The 18,205-nt window shown below is 71.4% G+C and carries 9 protein-coding genes and 3 pseudogenes; 8 read left to right on the top strand and 4 right to left on the bottom strand.

The genetic code is table 11. The annotated features are described in order from the left end of the window. Positions 1 to 44 precede the first annotated feature (44 nt). Together ACQP2F_RS40630 and mce are read right to left on the bottom strand one after the other, a co-directional pair. A complete protein-coding gene (locus ACQP2F_RS40630; protein ID WP_433297285.1) occupies positions 45 to 1,349 on the bottom strand; it encodes a DivIVA domain-containing protein in 1,305 nt (434 codons plus the stop codon). Positions 1,350 to 1,603: 254 nt separating this feature from the next. Next, positions 1,604 to 2,083 (bottom strand): methylmalonyl-CoA epimerase, encoded by a 480-nt coding sequence (gene mce / locus ACQP2F_RS40625; protein ID WP_433297283.1) that lies wholly within the window; start codon positions 2,081 to 2,083, stop codon positions 1,604 to 1,606. Between the two features lie 86 nt (positions 2,084 to 2,169). Between mce and ACQP2F_RS40620 the strand changes: the two genes are divergently transcribed. Together ACQP2F_RS40620 and meaB are read left to right on the top strand one after the other, a co-directional pair. Further along, positions 2,170 to 3,312 carry an acetyl-CoA C-acetyltransferase gene (locus ACQP2F_RS40620; protein WP_433307812.1) on the top strand — a complete coding sequence of 381 codons (1,143 nt, stop codon included), beginning with the start codon at positions 2,170 to 2,172 and terminating at the stop codon, positions 3,310 to 3,312. Further along, positions 3,309 to 4,262, top strand: coding sequence for a methylmalonyl Co-A mutase-associated GTPase MeaB (gene meaB / locus ACQP2F_RS40615; protein ID WP_433297281.1), 954 nt, complete (start codon positions 3,309 to 3,311; stop codon positions 4,260 to 4,262). Before ACQP2F_RS40620 ends, meaB begins: the two co-directional genes overlap by 4 nt. Here meaB and ACQP2F_RS40610 read toward each other — a convergent pair. Beyond that, positions 4,259 to 4,858, bottom strand: a complete 600-nt coding sequence (locus ACQP2F_RS40610; protein ID WP_433297279.1) for a PadR family transcriptional regulator — start codon at positions 4,856 to 4,858, stop codon at positions 4,259 to 4,261. The genes meaB and ACQP2F_RS40610 overlap by 4 nt on opposite strands. Before the next feature lie 53 nt (positions 4,859 to 4,911). On the opposite strand from ACQP2F_RS40610, the gene ACQP2F_RS40605 reads away from it, so the two are divergent. The 4 genes and pseudogenes from ACQP2F_RS40605 to ACQP2F_RS40590 form a co-directional block, all read left to right on the top strand. Further along, positions 4,912 to 6,216: an FAD-dependent oxidoreductase gene (locus ACQP2F_RS40605; RefSeq protein ID WP_433297277.1), complete on the top strand. Its 1,305-nt coding sequence runs from the start codon at positions 4,912 to 4,914 to the stop codon at positions 6,214 to 6,216. A gap of 46 nt (positions 6,217 to 6,262) precedes the next feature. Continuing rightward, the gene (locus ACQP2F_RS40600; RefSeq protein WP_433297275.1) at positions 6,263 to 7,936 is read left to right on the top strand and encodes an acyl-CoA mutase large subunit family protein; all 1,674 of its coding nucleotides are present in this window, start codon (positions 6,263 to 6,265) and stop codon (positions 7,934 to 7,936) included. A gap of 253 nt (positions 7,937 to 8,189) precedes the next feature. After that, complete coding sequence (locus ACQP2F_RS40595; protein WP_433297273.1) at positions 8,190 to 9,125, top strand: tetratricopeptide repeat protein; 936 nt, start codon at positions 8,190 to 8,192, stop codon at positions 9,123 to 9,125. 12 nt (positions 9,126 to 9,137) lie between these two features. After that, a pseudogene (locus tag ACQP2F_RS40590) lies at positions 9,138 to 10,104 on the top strand (arginase family protein); the annotation flags it as partial. A 942-nt stretch (positions 10,105 to 11,046) separates the two neighbouring features. Here ACQP2F_RS40590 and ACQP2F_RS40585 read toward each other — a convergent pair. Further along, positions 11,047 to 12,972 carry a penicillin-binding transpeptidase domain-containing protein gene (locus ACQP2F_RS40585; protein WP_433297271.1) on the bottom strand — a complete coding sequence of 642 codons (1,926 nt, stop codon included), beginning with the start codon at positions 12,970 to 12,972 and terminating at the stop codon, positions 11,047 to 11,049. Positions 12,973 to 13,308: 336 nt separating this feature from the next. Between ACQP2F_RS40585 and ACQP2F_RS40580 the strand changes: the two are divergent. Together ACQP2F_RS40580 and ACQP2F_RS40575 are read left to right on the top strand one after the other, a co-directional pair. After that, positions 13,309 to 15,430 (top strand): annotated as a pseudogene (locus ACQP2F_RS40580) (NAD-glutamate dehydrogenase); the annotation flags it as partial. Positions 15,431 to 15,498: 68 nt separating this feature from the next. Continuing rightward, positions 15,499 to 18,132: pseudogene (locus ACQP2F_RS40575) on the top strand (NAD-glutamate dehydrogenase domain-containing protein); the annotation flags it as partial. Between the last annotated feature and the right edge of the window lie 73 nt (positions 18,133 to 18,205).

Here is an 18,205-nt window from a genome sequence, read left to right as displayed (position 1 = left end):
CACCCGGGAGGATGACGCAACCGCAGCGGTCAGTGGCGAACGACTCAGGAATTCGTCTTCGCTGGTACCGGCTTGTCCGCGGCCCCGTTCTTGTCGGCCTCGGGAGTCCGCTGGGTGGGAGCCTCGGTCTTGGCCGCCTCGGCGCCCGGCTTGGCGGCGGCGGGCGCGCCACCCACCCCCGGGACCAGGCCGGAGAGGCCGGAGAGCATCTGCCCGAGCTGGTTGGTGACCGCGTCCTTCTGCCGGGTGAGGTCCTCCACCTCGCGCTTGGCGGCCTGGGTGGTCAGCTCGGCCTCGGTGCGGGCCTCGCTCATCAGGCGCTGCGCCTCGTTGCGGGCCTCGGTGACCGTCTTCTCGGCGAGGGCGCGGGCCTTCTCGGTGGTCTCGGCCGCGTTCCGCTCGGACTCGACCCGGCGCTGCTCGGCGCGCTGCTCGATCTCCTTGGAGCGGTCCTCGGCGGCGCGGGCGCGCTCCTCGGCCTCGGACACCATCTTCTGGGTGGCGCTGACCTGAGCGGCGTGCCGCTGCGACTCCTCGCGCTCGGCCTTCTCCCGCCGCTCGGCGATCTCGAGGGCGAGGGCCTGCAGGTCCTTGTCGCGCTTGTCGCGGGCGTCGGTCAGCAGCTTGGTCGCCTCGGCCCGCTTCTCCTCGGCCTCGCGGGAGGCCTTGGCCCGCAGCTGGGTGATCTCGCGCTCGGCGGTGGCCCGCAGCGACGCCACCTCGCGCTCCACCGTCGACTTCAGCTCGGCCACCTCGTGGGCGGTGACCGTGCGCAGCTGCTTGGTCTCGCGGTCGGCGTCGGACCGCAGCGTGTCGGCCTCGCGCCGGGCCTGGACGCGGGCCTCGGCCGCCTCCCGCTCGGCGTGGGTGCGCACCTGGCCGGCCTCGCGCTCGGCGGTCGCCTTCATGGCGGCGGCCTCGGCGCGCGCCTTGTCGGTGATCTCCCGGGCCTCGAGCCGGGCCGCCGACAGGATGCCCTCCGACTCCCGCTTCGCCTCGCTGCGGTGGTCGTTCGCCTGTTCCTCGGCCAGCCGCAGGATCTGCTCGACCCGGGTGCCCAGCCCGGAGAGCGTCGGCCGGTTGTTCTCCTCGAGCAGCTTGTTGCTGTCGGCGAGCTTCTGCTCTACCGCGTTCAGCCGCTGCTCGGCCTGGCGCAGCCGGCGCTGCGCGTCGTTCATCCGCTGCTCGGCCTCGCCCCGGGCCTGCTCGGACTGGTTGAGCGCGGCGACCAGCCGGCCGAGGTGAGCGTCAACCTGTCCGCGGTCGTATCCGCGGAGGACGACGGTGAAGTCGTGCTGCGAGTTCGCACCGTCGAAAAATGCCAAGTTCTGATCCTGCTGCTGAGGCATTGGGCCATCCTGGCGAAGACGCACCTGCCACGCAAGAGCGGACCGGCATCGGAAAAGACACGTAGATCAGCTTTGAGCTGGCCGTAAACCGTTCGGCCAGCGGCGGTGGGCCGCCCGGGCCTTCTGAGGTCGCCGGGCCGCCACCTGCTGTATCCGGGTTTCGGGTGATCGGCGGCGCCGTCGCGCCGCTCGATGTCCCCGATCCTGCCAGGCCGGCGGGCCCTCCGTCAGGAGGATTCACCCGGAAGGCGGACCTATCCGGCGGGTTCCACCAATTCCACCAGAACTCCACCGGCGTCCTTGGGGTGCACGAAGTTGATCCGGGAGCCGGCCGTGCCCCGCCGCGGAGTGTCGTAGAGCAGCCGCAGGCCCCGGGCCCGCAGCGCGGCCGAGGCCGCCTCGACGTCGGCCACCGTGTAGGCCAGCTGCTGCAGGCCGGGACCGGCACGGTCGAGGAACTTGGCGATGGCGGAGTCGGGCCGGGCCGGCGCCAGCAGTTGCAGCCTCGGCCCGGCGCCGTCGCCGACCGCGAGCATCGCCTCGCGTACGCCCTGCTCCTCGTTCGTCTCCTCGTGCACCACCCGCAGGCCGAAGGTCTCGGCGTAGAAGGCCTTCGCGGCGTCGAGATCGGCGACGGCGATACCGACGTGGTCGATGCGCAACAGGTCGACATCGGCCAATGGGGGGCGGCCCGGTGTGACATTCGCAGGGGAGCTAGGTACGGCCTCGGTCATCCCACTAGTCTTACTTGAACCACCGTTCAGGACGAAAGCGATCAGCCGTGACCACGTCGGTAATCGTCAGTGGCGCCCGCACGCCCATGGGCCGCCTTCTCGGCAACCTCAAGTCGCTCCCCGGCACCGCGCTCGGCGGCCACGCCATCGAGGCCGCGCTGTCCCGCGGCGGCGTCCGCCCCGACCAGGTGCAGTACGTGATCATGGGGCAGGTGCTGCAGGCCGGCGCCGGGCAGATCACCGCCCGTCAGGCCGCGGTGCTGGCCGGCATCCCGATGACCACCCCGGCCGTGACGATCAACAAGGTCTGCCTCTCCGGCCTCGACGCGATCGCGCTGGCCGACCAGCTGATCCGGGCCGGCGAGTTCGACATCGTGGTGGCCGGCGGCATGGAGTCGATGACCAACGCGCCGCACCTGATCAACCAGCGTCAGGGCACCAAGTTCGGCGACGTGGCCGTGCACGACCACATGGCGTTCGACGGGCTCACCGACCCGTGGGACGGCATCGCGATGGGCGAGTCGACCGAGCGCAGCGGGGCCCGGCTCGGCATCACCCGCGAGGAGCAGGACGAGTTCGCGGCCCAGAGCCACCAGCGCGCGGCCGCCGCGCAGAAGAACGGCCACTTCGCCGAGGAGATCGCGCCGATCACCATCGCCCAGCGCGGCGGCGACCTGGTCGTCGACACCGACGAAGGCGTCCGGCCCGACACCACCGCCGCCTCGCTGGCCAAGCTGCGGCCGGCGTTCACCAAGGACGGCACGATCACCGCCGCCAGCTCGTCGCCGATCTCGGACGGCGCCGCCGCGGTCGTGGTGATGAGCAAGGCCAAGGCCGAGGAGCTGGGCCTGGCCTGGCTGGCCGAGATCGTCGCCCACGGCAACGTGGCCGGCCCCGACAGCTCGCTGCAGTCCCAGCCGGCCAACGCGATCAAGCACGCCCTCGGCAAGGCCGGCCTCTCCGTGGCCGACATCGACCTGTTCGAGATGAACGAGGCGTTCGCCCAGGTCGCCATCCAGTCGATGCGCGAGCTCGGCGTCGGCGACGACGTCGTGAACGTCAACGGCGGCGCGATCGCGCTCGGCCACCCGATCGGCATGTCCGGCGCCCGCCTGGTGCTGACCCTGGCGCTCGAGCTCAAGCGTCGCGGCGGCGGCCTCGGCGCGGCCGGCCTCTGCGGCGGCGGCGGTCAGGGCGACGCCCTGATCATCAAGGTTCCGTCGGAGTGAGTCGCCGGCACGACGTGCCCACGCTCGTCGCGCGGGCGCGCGACGGCGATCCGCGGTCGGTGGCCCGGCTGATCAGCCTGGTCGAGAACGGCGATCCGGCGCTGCCCGAGGTGGCCGCGGCGCTCGCGCCCTACGCCGGCCACGCCCAGGTGGTCGGCCTCACCGGCTCGCCCGGCGTGGGCAAGTCGACCACCACCAACGAGCTGGTCCGGGCCCTGCGCGCGGCCGGCCGGCGGGTCGGTGTGCTCGCCGTCGACCCGTCCAGCCCGTTCACCGGCGGCGCCATCCTCGGCGACCGGGTGCGCATGCAGGAGCACACCACCGACCCCGGCGTCTACATCCGGTCGATGTCGAGCCGGGGCCAGCTGGGCGGTCTGGCGGCGGCGACGCCCCAGGCCGTACGCGTGCTGGAGGGCGCCGGCTGCGAGGTGATCCTGGTCGAGACCGTCGGGGTCGGCCAGGCCGAGGTCGAGATCGCCTCGCTCGCCGACACGACGCTGGTGCTGCTCGCGCCGGGCATGGGCGACGCGATCCAGGCGGTCAAGGCGGGCGTGCTCGAGATCGCCGACGTCTTCGTGATCAACAAGGCCGACCGGCCCGGCGCCGACGCCACCTACCGCGACATCCAGGGGATGCTCGGGCTGGGCGAGCGCGCGCCGGGGGACTGGCGGCCGCAGGTCGTGCGGGCCACCGCCGTGCGCGGCGAGGGCATCGACGAGGTGGTGGCCGCGATCGGGAAGCACCGCGGCTGGCTCGAGTCACACGGCGAGCTGACCCGCCGCCGGGAGCGGCGGGCCGCGGTGGAGGTCGAGGCGATCGCCCTCGGCACGCTGCGGGCGAGGATCGGAAACCTGCGCGACGGTACGGCGTTGAGCGCGCTCGCCGCCGCCGTCGCCGCCGGTGAGCTGGACCCCTACGCCGCCGCCGACGAGCTGATCAAGGGTCTCTAACCGGCGCTCGCGAACGCCGCCAGCGTCTGCTGGATCAGCGCCAGGTCCCAGGTGAAGGCCCCCGTCTCCAGGTCTTTCACGACGCCGCGCAGCCAGGCGATCTCGGCCGTGAGCATGGCCGCGCGGTACTCGTCCTCGATCAGGAACAGCCGCGGCATGCCCGGCGGCGCCTGCTCCCGGATGATGGTGAGCCGCGCCTCCTGCGCCTCGATCCGTTTCTCCAGCAGCGCCTTCACCTCGGCCGGCGGCAGCGGGGCGAGGAACGCGAGCGCCGCCGGGAACTCCGGGAACTCCCGGGCCGGGGCCGGCAGCATCTCGGTCAGCCAGCGCCGGAACGTCGCGGCTCCCTCGTCGGTGACCTCGTAGACCGTGCGCTCGGGCCGGCCCGCCTCCCGCGCGGTCGCCGCCGGCCGGGCCAGGCCGTCCCGCACCAGGCGATCGAGCGCCTGGTAGACGCTGTTGCGCTGGGCCACGTTCACGAGCTGGTCCTGTCCCCGCTCCCGGATCACCTGCTGCATCCGGTACGGGTGCATGGGCGCCTCGGTGAGCAGCGCCAGCAGCACCATCGCCAGCGTCGATCGACGCGGTTCTCCCATGCGATCAGCTTACGGGCTTGACGATTCTTAGTCATGTTATGCATAGTCAGGTTATGACTAAAACAGCTCTGGTGGCCGGCGGCGGGATCGCCGGCGCCGTCGCCGCCATCGCCCTGCATCGCGCCGGCCTCGCGCCGCGCCTGTTCGAGGCCCGAGCCGAGGGCGAGGACGACGTCCGCGGCGCCTTCGTGACCGTGGCCGTCAACGGCCTGACCGCCCTGCGCGCCCTCGACCTCGACCCGGCCCGCGTGCTGGCGGCCGGCTTCCCGACCCCGCATCTGGCCATGGTCAACGGCGCCGGCCGCCGGCTGGCCGTTCTCCCGCTCGGCGGACCGACCCCCGACGGCACCGTCACCACGACGATCCGGCGCGCCGACCTCTACGGCGCCCTGCGCGCGGCCGTCGTCGAGCGCGGCATCCCGATCGAGTACGGCAAGCGCCTCACCGGCTACACCGAGCACGACCGTCCCGCCACCGCGCCGCCCGCCACCGCGCCGCCCGCCACCGCGCCGCCCGCCACCGCGCCACCCGCCACCGTTCCGCCCGCCACCGTTCCGCCCGCCGGTCGGCCAACCGCGGCGTCCGCCGGCGGCGTCATCGCGAACTTCGCCGACGGGTCGACGGCCGCAGGTGACCTGCTCGTCGGCGCGGACGGCCTGCGTTCCCGTGTCCGGGAGCTGCTCAATCCCAGCGGCCCCGAGCCGACGTTCCTCGGCCTGCTCAACACCGGCGGGTTCACCGACCGGCCGGTCGACGCCGACCTCGACCGCACGCCCGGCCTCATGCAGATGGCGTTCGGCCGCAAGTCGTTCTTCGGCTGGGCGGTGGCGCCCGACGGCCGGGTGTGGTGGTTCGCCAACCCGCCGAGCAAGCGCCCGGTCCGCTCCAGCGACTACACGCCCGAGTCGTGGCGGGCCCACCTGATCGGGCTCTTCGCCGGCGACGACCTGCCCGCGGCCGCCATCATCCGGGCCACCGACGTGGCGATCGGCCCGTGGAACACCGACGACCTGCGCCGCGTGCCGGTCTGGCACTCCGGCCGGGTGGTGCTGGCCGGCGACGCGGCGCACGCGGTCGCGCCGTCCTCTGGCCAGGGCGCGTCGATGGCCATCGAGGACGCCGTGGTGCTCGGCCGCTGCCTGGCCGCCCGGGACGACATCGGGGCGGCGCTCGAGGCGTACGAGAAGACCCGCCGCACCCGCGTGCAGAAGGTGGTGGCGCAGGGCCGCCGCAACGGAAGCGGCAAAACCGCCGGCCCGATCGGCGCCGCCATCCGGGACGCGATGTTCCCGGCGTTCCTCAAGCTGGCCTACCGCAAGGGAAATCCGCAGAGCTGGATTCTCGACCACCGGGTGTGAGCGATCAGCCTTAGTGATCGTTCAGGTTTGCCTCTACGATGGCGGCATGGATGCTGCCGACATCGCCGCCGGCCGGGAGCGCTGGCAACGGCGCTACGACGCCTCCCGTAAGCGGGAGGCCGACTTCACCACGCTCTCCGGAGTGACCGTCGACCCGGTCTACGGGCCGCCCGACGGCGCCGCCTACCCCGGCTTCGACCGCATCGGCTGGCCGGGCGAGTTCCCGTACACCCGGGGTCTCTATCCCACCGGTTACCGCGGACGCACCTGGACCATCCGCCAGTTCGCGGGGTTCGGCAACGCGCAGCAGACCAACGAGCGCTACAAGATGATCCTGGCCGCCGGCGGTGGCGGGCTGAGCGTTGCCTTCGACATGCCGACGCTGATGGGCCGCGACTCCGACGACCCGCAGTCGCTCGGCGAGGTCGGGCACTGCGGGGTGGCCATCGACTCCGCCGCCGACATGGACGTCCTTTTCAGCGGGATCAACCTGCAGGACGTCACGACCAGCATGACGATCTCGGGGCCGGCCGTCCCGGTCTTCTGCATGTACCTGGTGGCGGCCGAGCGGCAGGGCGCCGATCTGGCGCGCCTCGACGGGACGCTGCAGACCGACATCTTCAAGGAGTACATCGCGCAGAAGGAGTGGCTCTTCGCGCCCGAGCCGCACCTGCGCCTGATCGGCGACCTGATGGAGTACTGCGCCCGGTCGATTCCCAAGTACAAGCCACTGTCGGTGAGCGGCTACCACATCCGGGAGGCCGGCTCGACCGCGGCGCAGGAGCTGGCGTACACGCTGGCCGACGGCTTCGGCTACGTCGAGCTCGGGCTCTCCCGCGGGCTCGACGTCAACCAGTTCGCTCCCGGCCTCTCGTTCTTCTTCGACGCGCACATCGACTTCTTCGAGGAGATCGCCAAGTTCCGGGCCGCCCGCCGCATCTGGGCCCAGCACCTGCGTGACGACTACGGCGCCACCAGCGAGAAGGCGCTCTGGCTGAAGTTCCACACGCAGACCGCCGGCGTCTCGCTGACCGCGCAGCAGCCGGTCAACAACGTGGTGCGCACGGCGGTCGAGGCGCTGGCCGCGGTCCTCGGCGGGACGAACTCGCTGCACACCAACGCGCTCGACGAGACGCTGGCGCTTCCCACCGACGAGTCGGCCGAGATCGCGCTGCGCACCCAGCAGGTGCTGATGGAGGAGACCGGGGTGGTCAACGTGGCCGACCCGCTCGGCGGCTCGTGGTACCTGGAGGCGCTCACCGACCGCATCGAGGCCGAGGCCGAGGAGATCTTCGCCCGCATCCGCGAGCTCGGCACCGACGGCAGCATCACGTCGGGCATCCTGCGCGGCATCGAGGACGGCTGGTTCACCGCCAACATCGCCGAGGCGGCGTTCGTCTACCAGCAGGCGCTGGAGAAGAACGAGAAGCGGATCGTCGGCGTCAACGCGCACACCGGCACGGTCGCGAAGGAGCTGGAGATCCTCCGGGTCTCCCACGAGGTCGAGGTGGTGCAGAAGCGCGAGCTGAGCGATCGGCGGGCGGCCCGCGATTCCGTACGGGTGAAAGCCGCTCTTGATCAGCTGGTGGCCGTGGCGCGCACGTCGGAGAACATGATCCCCGCGATGCTGGAGGCGGCTCGTGCGGAGGCAACACTGGGCGAGATCTGCGGCGTGCTCAAGGGCGAGTGGGGGATCTATCGGGAGCCCGCCCGGTTCTGAGCTTTTGTCCGGTGATTTCCCGCCTAGGCCACCCCACCCCGTTCAGTGGGTGGGGTGACTCCAGGCGCCGGCTACGACAGTTTTCGGGAGTTATCCACAACGCTCGTGGTGATCTGGCACGCGCGGCCGGCCCGGGATCTTGCGCAAGCGGGCGACGGCGTCGAGTATCTGGATGACGTGCGGTTGTGACGTCCGATATCGGCCGCCCCGCGGCACGGCGAACCGCCTTGTCAGCGTGCGAGACTAGGTAACCATGAGCGACCCACGGACCACTCCGTCGATCTTCACCCGCGGCGCGGTCGATCTCAGCGCGCTGCGCTCCCCGGCCCCCGCGCCCTCGGCGGCGCCGACCCGCCCGGCCGCGTCCCCGGCCGCGCCCGCCGACGGCGCGCCCGCGGGCTTCCCGGGCAGCGGCGGACCCGAAACGATCATCGATGTCACCGAGGCCAACTTCCAGTCGGCCGTCCTCGAGCGTTCCCTCAGCACCCCGGTCATCCTCGATTTCTGGGCCGACTGGTGCGAGCCGTGCAAGCAGCTGTCGCCGGTGCTCGAGCGGCTCGCGCAGGCCGGTGGCGGCTCCTGGGTGCTCGGCAAGGTCGATGTGGACGCCAACCCGCGCCTGGCCCAGGCGTTGCGCGTGCAGGGCATCCCGATGGTGGTCGCGGTCGTGGGCGGGCAGCTCGTCGAGGGCTTCACCGGCGTACTGCCCGAGCACCAGGTCAAGCAGTACGTCGACGCGGTGCTCAAGGCCGGCGGCATCTCGGTCGAGCCGGCCGCCGACCCGCGCCTCGACGCGGCCGACGACGCGCTGATGGTCGGCGACCTCGACGCGGCCGAGCAGGCGTACAAGAAAATCCTCGCCGAGTCGCCGGCCGACGCCGCCGCCGAGTCCGGCCTGGCTCAGGTCTCGCTGTACCGCCGGGTGGGTGGCGCCGACCCGGCCGCCGCGCTGGCCAAGGCCGCGTCCGACTCCGACGACATCGAGGCGCAACTGCTGGCGGCCGACGTCGAGGTGCTGTCGGGGCAGGCCGATCGGGCGTACGAGCGACTGGTCGCCCTGGTCAAGCGCACCGCCGGCGACGACCGGGACGCCGTACGCAAGCATCTTCTGTCCCTGTTCAGCGTGGCCGGCCCGGACGATCCCGCGGTCGCCGGGGCACGCCGGGCCCTGGCCAGCGCGCTCTTCTAGGCGGGAGGCTCCGTGCGCCGGATCGCAGTCCTCGACGCACCGTCCAATCTCGGTCTGCGCCCGCCGACCGCGACGTCGGTGCCCGGCTGCGCCAAGGCGCCCGGAGCCCTCCGCGACCACGGCCTGCTCACCCGGCTGCACGCCCGCGACGCCGGCTGCCTGACGCCGCCGCGTTACGACCCCGGCGACTGGCGGCCGGGCGACGGGGTGGCGCACGCCGCCCAGATCGCGGCCTATTCGCGCAAGCTGGCCGACCGCATCGGCGGCATCCTCGACGCCGGCGAGTTCCCGGTGATCCTCGGCGGCGACTGCTCGATCCTGCTCGGCTCCGGCCTGGCCATGCACCGCCTGGGCGAGGCGGTCGGCGGCCGGATCGGGCTCGTCTTCGTCGACGGCCACTCCGACTTCCGGCACCCCGGCAACGCGTCCTACGTGGGCGCCGCAGCCGGCGAGGACCTGGCGCTGGTCACCGGCCGTGGCCAGGCCGACCTGGCGTCGATCGAGGGCCGCCGCCCGTACTTCCGCGACATCGACGTGGTCGTCCTCGGCATCCGCGCCCAGGACGAGTACCGCCTGGACCTCCAGGCCGCCGGCATCATCACCCGCCCGGTGCCGGCCCTGCGCGCCGAGGGCGCGGCCCGGACCGCCCAGTGGGCCCGCGACCAACTGGTGGATTGCGCGGGCTACTGGGTCCACGTGGACGTCGACGTCCTCGACCCGGCCGTGATGCCCGCGGTGGACGCGCCCTCGCCCGGGGGGATCGCCTTTCCCGAGCTCGAGCTGCTGCTGGCCGGGCTGGTGGAGTCGCCGCACTGCCTGGGCGTCGAGATCACGGTCTTCGACCCCGACTACGACCCGGACGGCGAGTACGCGGCCGAGATCACGACGGCGGTGACGGCGGGGTTGGCGGTCGCCCACCACGTCGAACCCCGCCCCGACCTGATCGCCGCCCGCGCCGACCTGGCCAGGCCGGCGGCGCCGACGCCCGCGGCGGGCGCGTTCGCGGAGACCGAGGCTGCGGAGACCGAGTCCGCTGAGCCGGATCGCACCGGGCCAACGAATCTCGAAATTTCGGATTTGTCCGGCGAAGGCCTGTCGGCGGATGGGATGTCAACCGCCGAAGAGGGGCTGCGGGCTGCCGAGGCGCTGGCGGCTGACGAGGCGCTGCAGGCCGACGAGGATGGCGACACGGTCGAGGAGCCGGGATCGGTCGTTGAGGCCGAGGTCGTCCCCGGCGCCGATCACGAAATTTCGGAAATATCCGGTGGAACGGGCCCTGAAGGTGAGAAGAACGACGCCGCCGCGCTGGACACCTCCGAAGAACCTGATGCCGGCGGGCGGGATGCCGACGAGCTGAATCCGGCGGCTGAGCTGGATCCGGCGGGTGATTTTGAAGCGGCAGTGGACGTCGCGGCGGCTTCAGGCCTCGAAGCCAAGCCCGAATGGGCCGAGTCCGAGCAGGCCGAGTCTGGGCAGGCCGAGTCTGGGCAGGCCGAGCCCGACCGGGCCGAGTTGGACCAAGCGGAGCCCGAGCAAGTAGCACCCGCGGAGACCGAGCCTGAGACGACGGAGCTGGAACCGGTGGACGAACCTGTCCGGCTGGCCTCGCGGCCGCTCGGGCAGAACCCGTTGCTCGACTCCGAGCCGCTGCCGGCGACTCGCCCGGGCATGCTCCGGCCCCGGCCGGCTGAGGATCTGCCGGCCGCTGACGGGTTTACGCTTCCCGCACAACGGCCGGCCTTCGACCTTGGCACCGGCTCCCCGGCCGACATCGCCTGACCCTGCCGCCTAAGCCGGGCTGCTGCGTTGCCCAAGCCCCGGCAACTGCCGCGTCGCTCTGGCCCGGCGACGCCGCGCCTCGCGAGCCCGCGCTGCCGTGCCCCGCGAGCCCGCGCTGCCGGGCCGGGCCGGGCGGGCTGCATCAGTTCAGGGCGTTCAGGAACTTCGCCACCAAGGGCACCGCGGCGTCGGCGCCGGCGCCGCCCTTCTGGACCATTACGGCGAACGCCAGGTCGCCCTGGTAGCCGATGAACCAGGAGTGGGTGTCCTTCGAGCTCTCGTCGAACTCGGCGGTTCCGGTCTTGCCGTAGACGGGGGCGCCCTTGACCGTGCGCAACGCCGTGCCGGTTCCGCTCGTCACCACCTCGCGCATCATCGCGCGCAACGCGGTGACTGCGCCCTCGTCCAGCTTCGGGCCGTCGGGGGCGGGCTTGGCGGGGGCCGGGTCGATCACCAGCTTGGGCTGCTTGAACTGGCCTCGGGCGACCGACGCCGCCACGCCGGCCATCGCCACCGGGCTGACCGCGGTCGCGCCCTGGCCGAAGGCGGCGGCGGCCAGCTCGGTCGGGCTGTCGGCGGGGGAGACCTTGCCGCTGAAGGCCTCGATCCCCAGGTCCCACTGGCCGCCCAGCCCGAGATCCTTGGCGGCGCTCTGCAGGCCCTCGGCGCCGAGCTTCGGGGCCAGGCCGACGAACGCGGTGTTGCACGACTTGGAGTAGTCGATGTGGAACGGGACCTTGCCGAACTCCTCGTCGCCCGAGTTCTTGAACTCCCGGCCGGTCACCGTCGCGGTCTTGGGGCAGTCGACGGGGGTGTCGGCGGTGACGACCTTCTTCTGCAGCAACCCGTACGCGGAAACGGTCTTGAACGTCGATCCGGGCGGGACCTGCCCGGTGAGCGCCGTGTCGACCGTGCCGCCGTCGGGGCCGTTGGCGACGGCCAGGATCGAGCCGTCGCTGACCTTGATGGCCACCAGCGAGCTCGGCTGCTTCTGGGTCGCGAGGGCGGCGTCGGCGGCGTTCTGCACCTTGGTGTCGAGGGTGACCTTGATCGGCTTACCGTCGACCGCCTTGGTGCTGTAGAGCTGCGAGTCGCTGACCGTGCCGTCGGCGGCCTCACGGGCGATCACCACGGAAATCCCGGCCGTCCCGCGCAGCGTCGTGTCGTACCGCTGCTGCAGGCCGCCGTGCCCGACGATGTCGCCCTGCGCGACCGCCTCGGGGTTGGCGTCGATGTCCTCGCGGGTCGCCTCGTCGGCCGTGCCGAGCAGGGCGCGGGCGAAGACGCGCGTGGGGGCGAGGTTGCGGTTCTCCTCGCGGAACACGGTGCCCTCCAGCGGGCGTACGGTGTCGCGGATCTTGTCGTAGTCGGGCCGGCGCAGCGTGACCAGGTCGATGAACGCTCCGTCGTCGGCGTTCTTCACGCGATCGGCGAGATTGGACATGTCGACGTTGACCTTGATCTTCTTGAACGCCGCCGCCAGGTCCTTCTGCAACTGTGCCAAGTTTTTGATGTTCACCGGGGTGACCCCGATGGTGACCACCGGGCGCGGCGTCACGAGCGCCTCGCCCTTCGCGTCCTCGATGGGGCCGCGCTTGGTGGCGATCCGGCGGACGCCCAGCTTGTCGCCGGCCGCCAGCTCGGTCTGCACGATCGCCGGCTCCCAGATCACCCGCCAGCCGTCGCTCTTCTGCTTGGTGAGCCGGACCGTGCTGTTGTACGACCACGGCGCGCCGCCCGGCAGCGTCCAGTCCAGCTTGATCGTGCTGGAGGCGATGTCGCCGGTCACCTTCGGGTCGCTGACCGTGGTCAGCACCAGCGGCTGCTTGGCCAGGTCACCGGAGAGCGTCTTCAGCTGGTCGACGACCTCGTTGGCCGAGACCTTGCCGCCGTCGGCGCTGACGAAGCCGACCGCGCTCAGGTCGCCGCTGCGCCAGCCGGCCAGGAAGTCCTTGACCGTGCCGTCCGGCCCGTCCTTCGAACAGGCCGACAGGCCGCCCGCGACCAGGGCCAACGCGGCCAGAACGGCGGCCGTGCGGCGGCTGGTCGGGTCACGACGGTCACGCATGAGCTCCCCTTCCCCGGGTACATCGCAAGCGATGCTACGGAACGGTAATAAAGACACGCCCGTCGCGTGGGCCCGGTGGGGGTGACGTACAGCAAATTTGCCGTGGATCGGACCGATCCCACTACGGGTGTGATCCGTGGTGCCCGGCCCGTTCTACGCTGTCTGCGACACGTTCGAACCCACAGTGTCGTGGGTGAGGGGAGCACCAAGGCCATGGTTTTCGGCGACGAGACTCCGTCGGAATCAGACTCGACCACCGATCCTGAGCTGGACCTTTCGCAGGGCCCCGGGCTCGCCCTCACGGGCCGGCTCGGCGCGTCCGACGAGGGCGAGCTGGACGAGCCACTGCCCAACGGCGAGCGCCTGGTGGCGCAGGCCGTCGAGGTGGCCGGCGCCGACCACGCGACCGCGTCGCTGGTCAGCCGCTTCTGGCGGTTCGCGCCGGACGAGGAACTGGTCGGTTTCACCGCGCAGGAGATGTACGACGCCGCGATCGCGCACCGCGAGCTGGCCGCCGTCCGGCTGCCGGGCGAGCTCAAGCTGGCGATCACGCCACCCAGCGGCTCCCAGTGCCACACGGTCGTGCAGATCGTCACCGACGACATGCCGTTCCTGGTCGACTCCGTGATCGCGCTGCTGACCGCCCACCAGCTGCAGGTGCACCTGCTGGTCCACCCGTTGATCGTGGTCCGGCGCGAGCCGCTGGGCGCGCTGTCCGAGCTCGCCGCCGACGTCGAGCCCGACGACGCGATCGACGGCGACCTGGTGGAGAGCTGGATCCGGATCGAGATCGACCCGGTACGCCGCGAGGAGGCCCGCGAGCAGCTGCACAACGAGGTCCGCCGGGTGCTGACCGACGTGCGCGACGCGGTCGAGGACTGGCCGCGGATGCGCCAGCGGGCCCTGGTGATCGCCGACGAGCTGGCCGCCGCCCGCGGGTCGGAGGCCAAGCTGCCGGTTCCGGACAAGGACGTCACCGACACGACCGAGCTGCTCAAGTGGCTGGCCCACGACCACTTCACGTTCCTCGGCTACCGGGAGTACCGCCTGGACGGCGACGTGCTCAACGCGGTGCCCGGGACCGGCCTCGGCATCCTGCGCGGCGACTCGAACCCGCGCGCCCTCTCCTCGATGACGCCCGAGGCGTACAAGCGGGCCCTGGAGAAGCGCCTGCTGGTGATCACGAAGGCCAACTCGCGGGCCACCGTGCACCGCTCGGCGTACCTGGACTACATCGGGGTCAAGACGTTCGACGACCGCGGCCAGGTGATCGGCGAGCGCCGCTTCCTCGGCCTGTTCTCGAGCTCGGCCTATCGCACCAGCGTGCGCGAGCTGCCGGTGGTCAAGCGCAAGGTGATGGAGGTGCTCGACCGGTCCGGCCTGTCCCCGCGCGGCCACTCCGGCAAGGACCTGCTGCAGATCCTGGAGACCTATCCGCGCGACGAGCTCTTCCAGATCAAGACCGATGACCTGTACGAGGCGGTGATCGGCGTCCTGCGCATGGCCGGCCGCCGTCAGCTGCGCCTCTTCCTGCGCCGGGACGGGTACGGCCGGTTCATCTCCTGCCTGATCTACATGCCGCGCGACCGGTTCACCACCGGTAACCGGCTGCGGATGCAGGAGATCCTGCTGCGCGAGCTGAACGGCATCGGCGTCGACTACACGACCCGGGTCACCGAGCGGATGCTGGCCCGGATCCACTTCATCGTGCGCACCGACCCGGCCGACCCGCCGGGCCAGGTCGACCCGAACGCGCTGGCCGAGATGCTGGCCGACGCGACCCGGATGTGGGACGACGACTTCTCCCTGGTGCTCGAGCGGAAACTGGGCGAGGAGCCGGCGCGGGAGCTGTTCGGGCGGTACGCGGCGGCGTATCCCGACAGCTACAAGGACGGCCATACGCCGTACGAGGGAATGCAGGATCTCGCGAAGCTGGAGCTCTTGGAGGAAGAGGGCCAGCTCGAGATGCACCTCTACCGCAAGCGGCGGCCGGGCAAGACCGGCGAGCCCGAGCCCGACGACCACGACGTGCGGTTCAAGGTCTACCGCTACGGCGAGCCGATGATGCTCTCGGCGGTGCTTCCGGTGCTGCATTCGCTCGGCGTGCAGGTGGTGGACGAGCGGCCGTACGAGATCCGCCGCGCCGACGGGACGATCTACCTCTACGACTTCGGGCTGCGCCCCCCGGCCGGGCATCGTGAGCTGGCCGAGGTGCGTCCGCAGGTGGAGAACGCGTTCGCGGCGGCCTGGCGGGGCGAGGCCGAGGTCGACGGCTTCAACGAGCTGGTCCTGCGGGCCGGGCTCACCTGGCGGCAAGTGGTGGTGCTCCGGGCGTACGCGAAATATCAGCGCCAGGCCGGCAGCGTCTTCTCCCAGCGCTACATCGAGTCGACCTTCATCGCCTACCCGGAGATCGCCCGCCTGCTGGTCTCGCTGTTCGAGACCCGCTTCTCGCCGCGGCTGGAGGTCGGCGAGTCGGAGCGCTCGCGGCTGGCCGACGAGATCGTCGAGCGGGTCACCGAGCTGCTCGACGGGGTCGACAGCCTTGATCAGGACCGCATCCTGCGCTCCTACCTGACGCTCGTGCGGGCGACGCTGCGCACCAGCTTCTTCCAGCGTGGCCCGGACGGCCGGCCGAAGAACTACGTGGCGTTCAAGCTCGATCCCAAGGCCATCCCCGACCTGCCCGAGCCGCGCCCGAAGTACGAGATCTTCGTGTACTCGCCGCGGTTCGAGGGCGTGCACCTGCGGTTCGGCGCCGTGGCCCGCGGCGGCCTGCGCTGGTCGGACCGGCGCGAGGACTTCCGCACCGAGGTGCTCGGCCTGGTCAAGGCCCAGATGGTGAAGAACGCGGTGATCGTGCCGGTGGGCGCCAAGGGCGGGTTCGTCCTGAAGCAGAAGCCGGGCGATCGGGACGAGGCCGTCGAGTGCTACAAGCGGTTCATCACCGCCCTGCTCGACGTCACCGACAACATCCACAGCGGCAAGATCATCCCGCCGCGGGACGTGGTCCGGCACGACGGCGACGACCCCTATCTGGTGGTGGCGGCGGACAAGGGCACGGCGACGTTCTCCGACATCGCCAACGAGATCTCGGTCGGCAAGGACTTCTGGCTCGGCGACGCGTTCGCGAGCGGCGGCTCGGCCGGCTACGACCACAAGAAGATGGGCATCACCGCGCGCGGCGCCTGGGAGTCGGTCAAGAAGCACTTCCGCGACCTCGGCGTCGACACCCAGACCGAGGACTTCACCGTGGTCGGCGTGGGTGACATGTCCGGCGACGTGTTCGGCAACGGGATGCTTCTGTCCGAACATATCCGGCTTATCGCCGCGTTCGACCACCGGCACATCTTCCTCGATCCCTCGCCGGACGCGGCGGCTTCGTTCGCCGAACGGCAGCGTTTGTTCGATCTGCCCCGTTCCTCGTGGGCCGACTACTCGGCCGAGCTGATCAGCAAGGGCGGGGGCGTTTATCCGCGTACTGCTAAATCGATCCCGATTTCGCCGGAAGTGCGGGCCGCGCTCGACCTCGGCGACGTCACCGCGATCAGCCCGACCGAGCTGATGAAGGCGATCCTCAAGGCGCCGGTCGATCTGCTGTTCAACGGCGGCATCGGCACGTACGTGAAGGCGACCTCGGAGACGCACGCCGACGTCGGTGACAAGACCAACGACCCGATCCGGATCAACGGGTCGGAGCTGCGGGTGAAGGTCGTCGGCGAGGGCGGCAACCTCGGGCTCACCCAGCGCGGGCGCATCGAGTTCGCCCGGGCCGGCGGCCGCATCTACACCGACTTCATCGACAACACCGCCGGCGTCGACTGCTCCGACCACGAGGTCAACATCAAGATCCTGCTCGGCGGCGCGGTCACCGACGGGGAGCTGAGCGTCCCCGACCGCGACGCGTTGCTCGCGCAGATGACCGACGAGGTCGCGGCGCTGGTGCTGCGGGACAACTACGAGCAGGCGGCGGCGCTCGGCAACGCCCGGGCGCAGGCCCACTCCCTGCTACCGGTGCACCGGCGGATGCTGACCTCGCTGGAGGCGAGCGGGCAGCTCAACCGCGAGCTGGAGGCGCTGCCGAGCGACGCCGAGCTGGCCACGCGCTACGAGAACGGCGAGGGGCTGACGGCTCCGGAGTTCGCGGTCCTGCTCGCGTACGTGAAGATCTCGCTCGAACGCGAGGTGCTCGCCGACGAGCTGGTCGACGAGCCGTGGACCAACGACGTGCTGGCCCGGTATTTCCCGACGCCGCTGCGCGAGCGCTTCGCGGGCCGGATGGCCGGTCACCGCCTGCGCCGGGAGATCATCTCGACGGCGCTGGTCAACGAGGTGGTCAACCGCGGCGGTACGTCGTTCGTCTTCCGGGCGATGGAGGAGAGCGGGGCCTCGGCGGCCGACGTCATGCGGGCGTACGTGGTGGTCCGTGAAGCCTATGGCCTCTCCGAGATCTGGGCGGACGCCGAGGCGCTGGACAACCGGGTGCCGACCTCGGCGCAGATCCTGGTCTTCCTCGAGTCGCGACGGCTGCTCGACCGGGCCGTCCGCTGGCTGGTCAGCACCCGCCGCTCGCCGATCGACGTGGCCGGCGAGATCGCCAAGCTCAAGGACGGCGTGCGCGAGCTGCTGCCCCAGCTGCCGTCGGTACTGGTCGGCATCGAACGCCGCTCGATGGACGAGCATGTGGCGACGCTCGTCGACAAGGGCGTGCCGCTCGACCAGGCCGAGCGCGTGACCTGGGCGAACTACGGCTTCGGCCTGCTCGACGTGCTGACCGCGAGCGCGCTGACCGGCCGCGACGCGACCGAGGTGGCGAAGGTCTACTTCGTGCTGTCCGAGCGCTTCCAGATCGACCAGCTGCTCTCGCACATCTCGAAGCTGCCGCGCGGCGACCGGTGGCAGACGCTGGCCCGGATGGCGTTGCGCTACGACCTGTACGCGGCACTGGCGGCGCTGACCGTCGAGGTGATCGAGTCGACGTCCGCGGAGTCGTCGGCCGAAGACCGCGTCTCGCAGTGGGAGCACGTCAACGCGGCGTCGATCGCGCGGGCGTCGAACGCGATGGGCAACGTCGACGACACCCCGGCCGAGCTGGCCGCCCTGTCGGTGCTGCTCCGGCAGATCCGCACGCTGGTCAAGACGTCGGCGGCCAGCTCCTAGATCCGCTCGTGATCCACGCCTCCACCATGCCCTAGGTACCCCCAAGGGGTATATGGTGGAGGCGTGGAACGGG

Origin of the sequence: Actinoplanes sp. CA-030573, assembly GCF_050951115.1 — a bacterium.
In the GTDB taxonomy this organism is placed as follows: Bacteria; Actinomycetota; Actinomycetes; order Mycobacteriales; family Micromonosporaceae; genus Actinoplanes.
The sequence above is the reverse complement of the archived record's forward strand: the minus strand, read 5'-3'. Positions and strand labels throughout refer to the sequence as shown.

Excerpts from the sequence above, each read along its gene's own strand:
- ACQP2F_RS40630 (WP_433297285.1), bottom strand. The coding sequence starts at position 1,349 with ATGCCTCAGCAGCAGGATCAGAACTTGGCATTTTTCGACGGTGCGAAC.
- mce (WP_433297283.1), bottom strand. The coding sequence starts at position 2,083 with ATGACCGAGGCCGTACCTAGCTCCCCTGCGAATGTCACACCGGGCCGC.
- ACQP2F_RS40620 (WP_433307812.1), top strand. The coding sequence starts at position 2,170 with ATGGGCCGCCTTCTCGGCAACCTCAAGTCGCTCCCCGGCACCGCGCTC.
- ACQP2F_RS40610 (WP_433297279.1), bottom strand. The coding sequence starts at position 4,858 with ATGGGAGAACCGCGTCGATCGACGCTGGCGATGGTGCTGCTGGCGCTG.
- ACQP2F_RS40605 (WP_433297277.1), top strand. The coding sequence starts at position 4,912 with ATGACTAAAACAGCTCTGGTGGCCGGCGGCGGGATCGCCGGCGCCGTC.
- ACQP2F_RS40600 (WP_433297275.1), top strand. The coding sequence starts at position 6,263 with ATGGATGCTGCCGACATCGCCGCCGGCCGGGAGCGCTGGCAACGGCGC.
- ACQP2F_RS40595 (WP_433297273.1), top strand. The coding sequence starts at position 8,190 with ATGAGCGACCCACGGACCACTCCGTCGATCTTCACCCGCGGCGCGGTC.
- ACQP2F_RS40585 (WP_433297271.1), bottom strand. The coding sequence starts at position 12,972 with ATGCGTGACCGTCGTGACCCGACCAGCCGCCGCACGGCCGCCGTTCTG.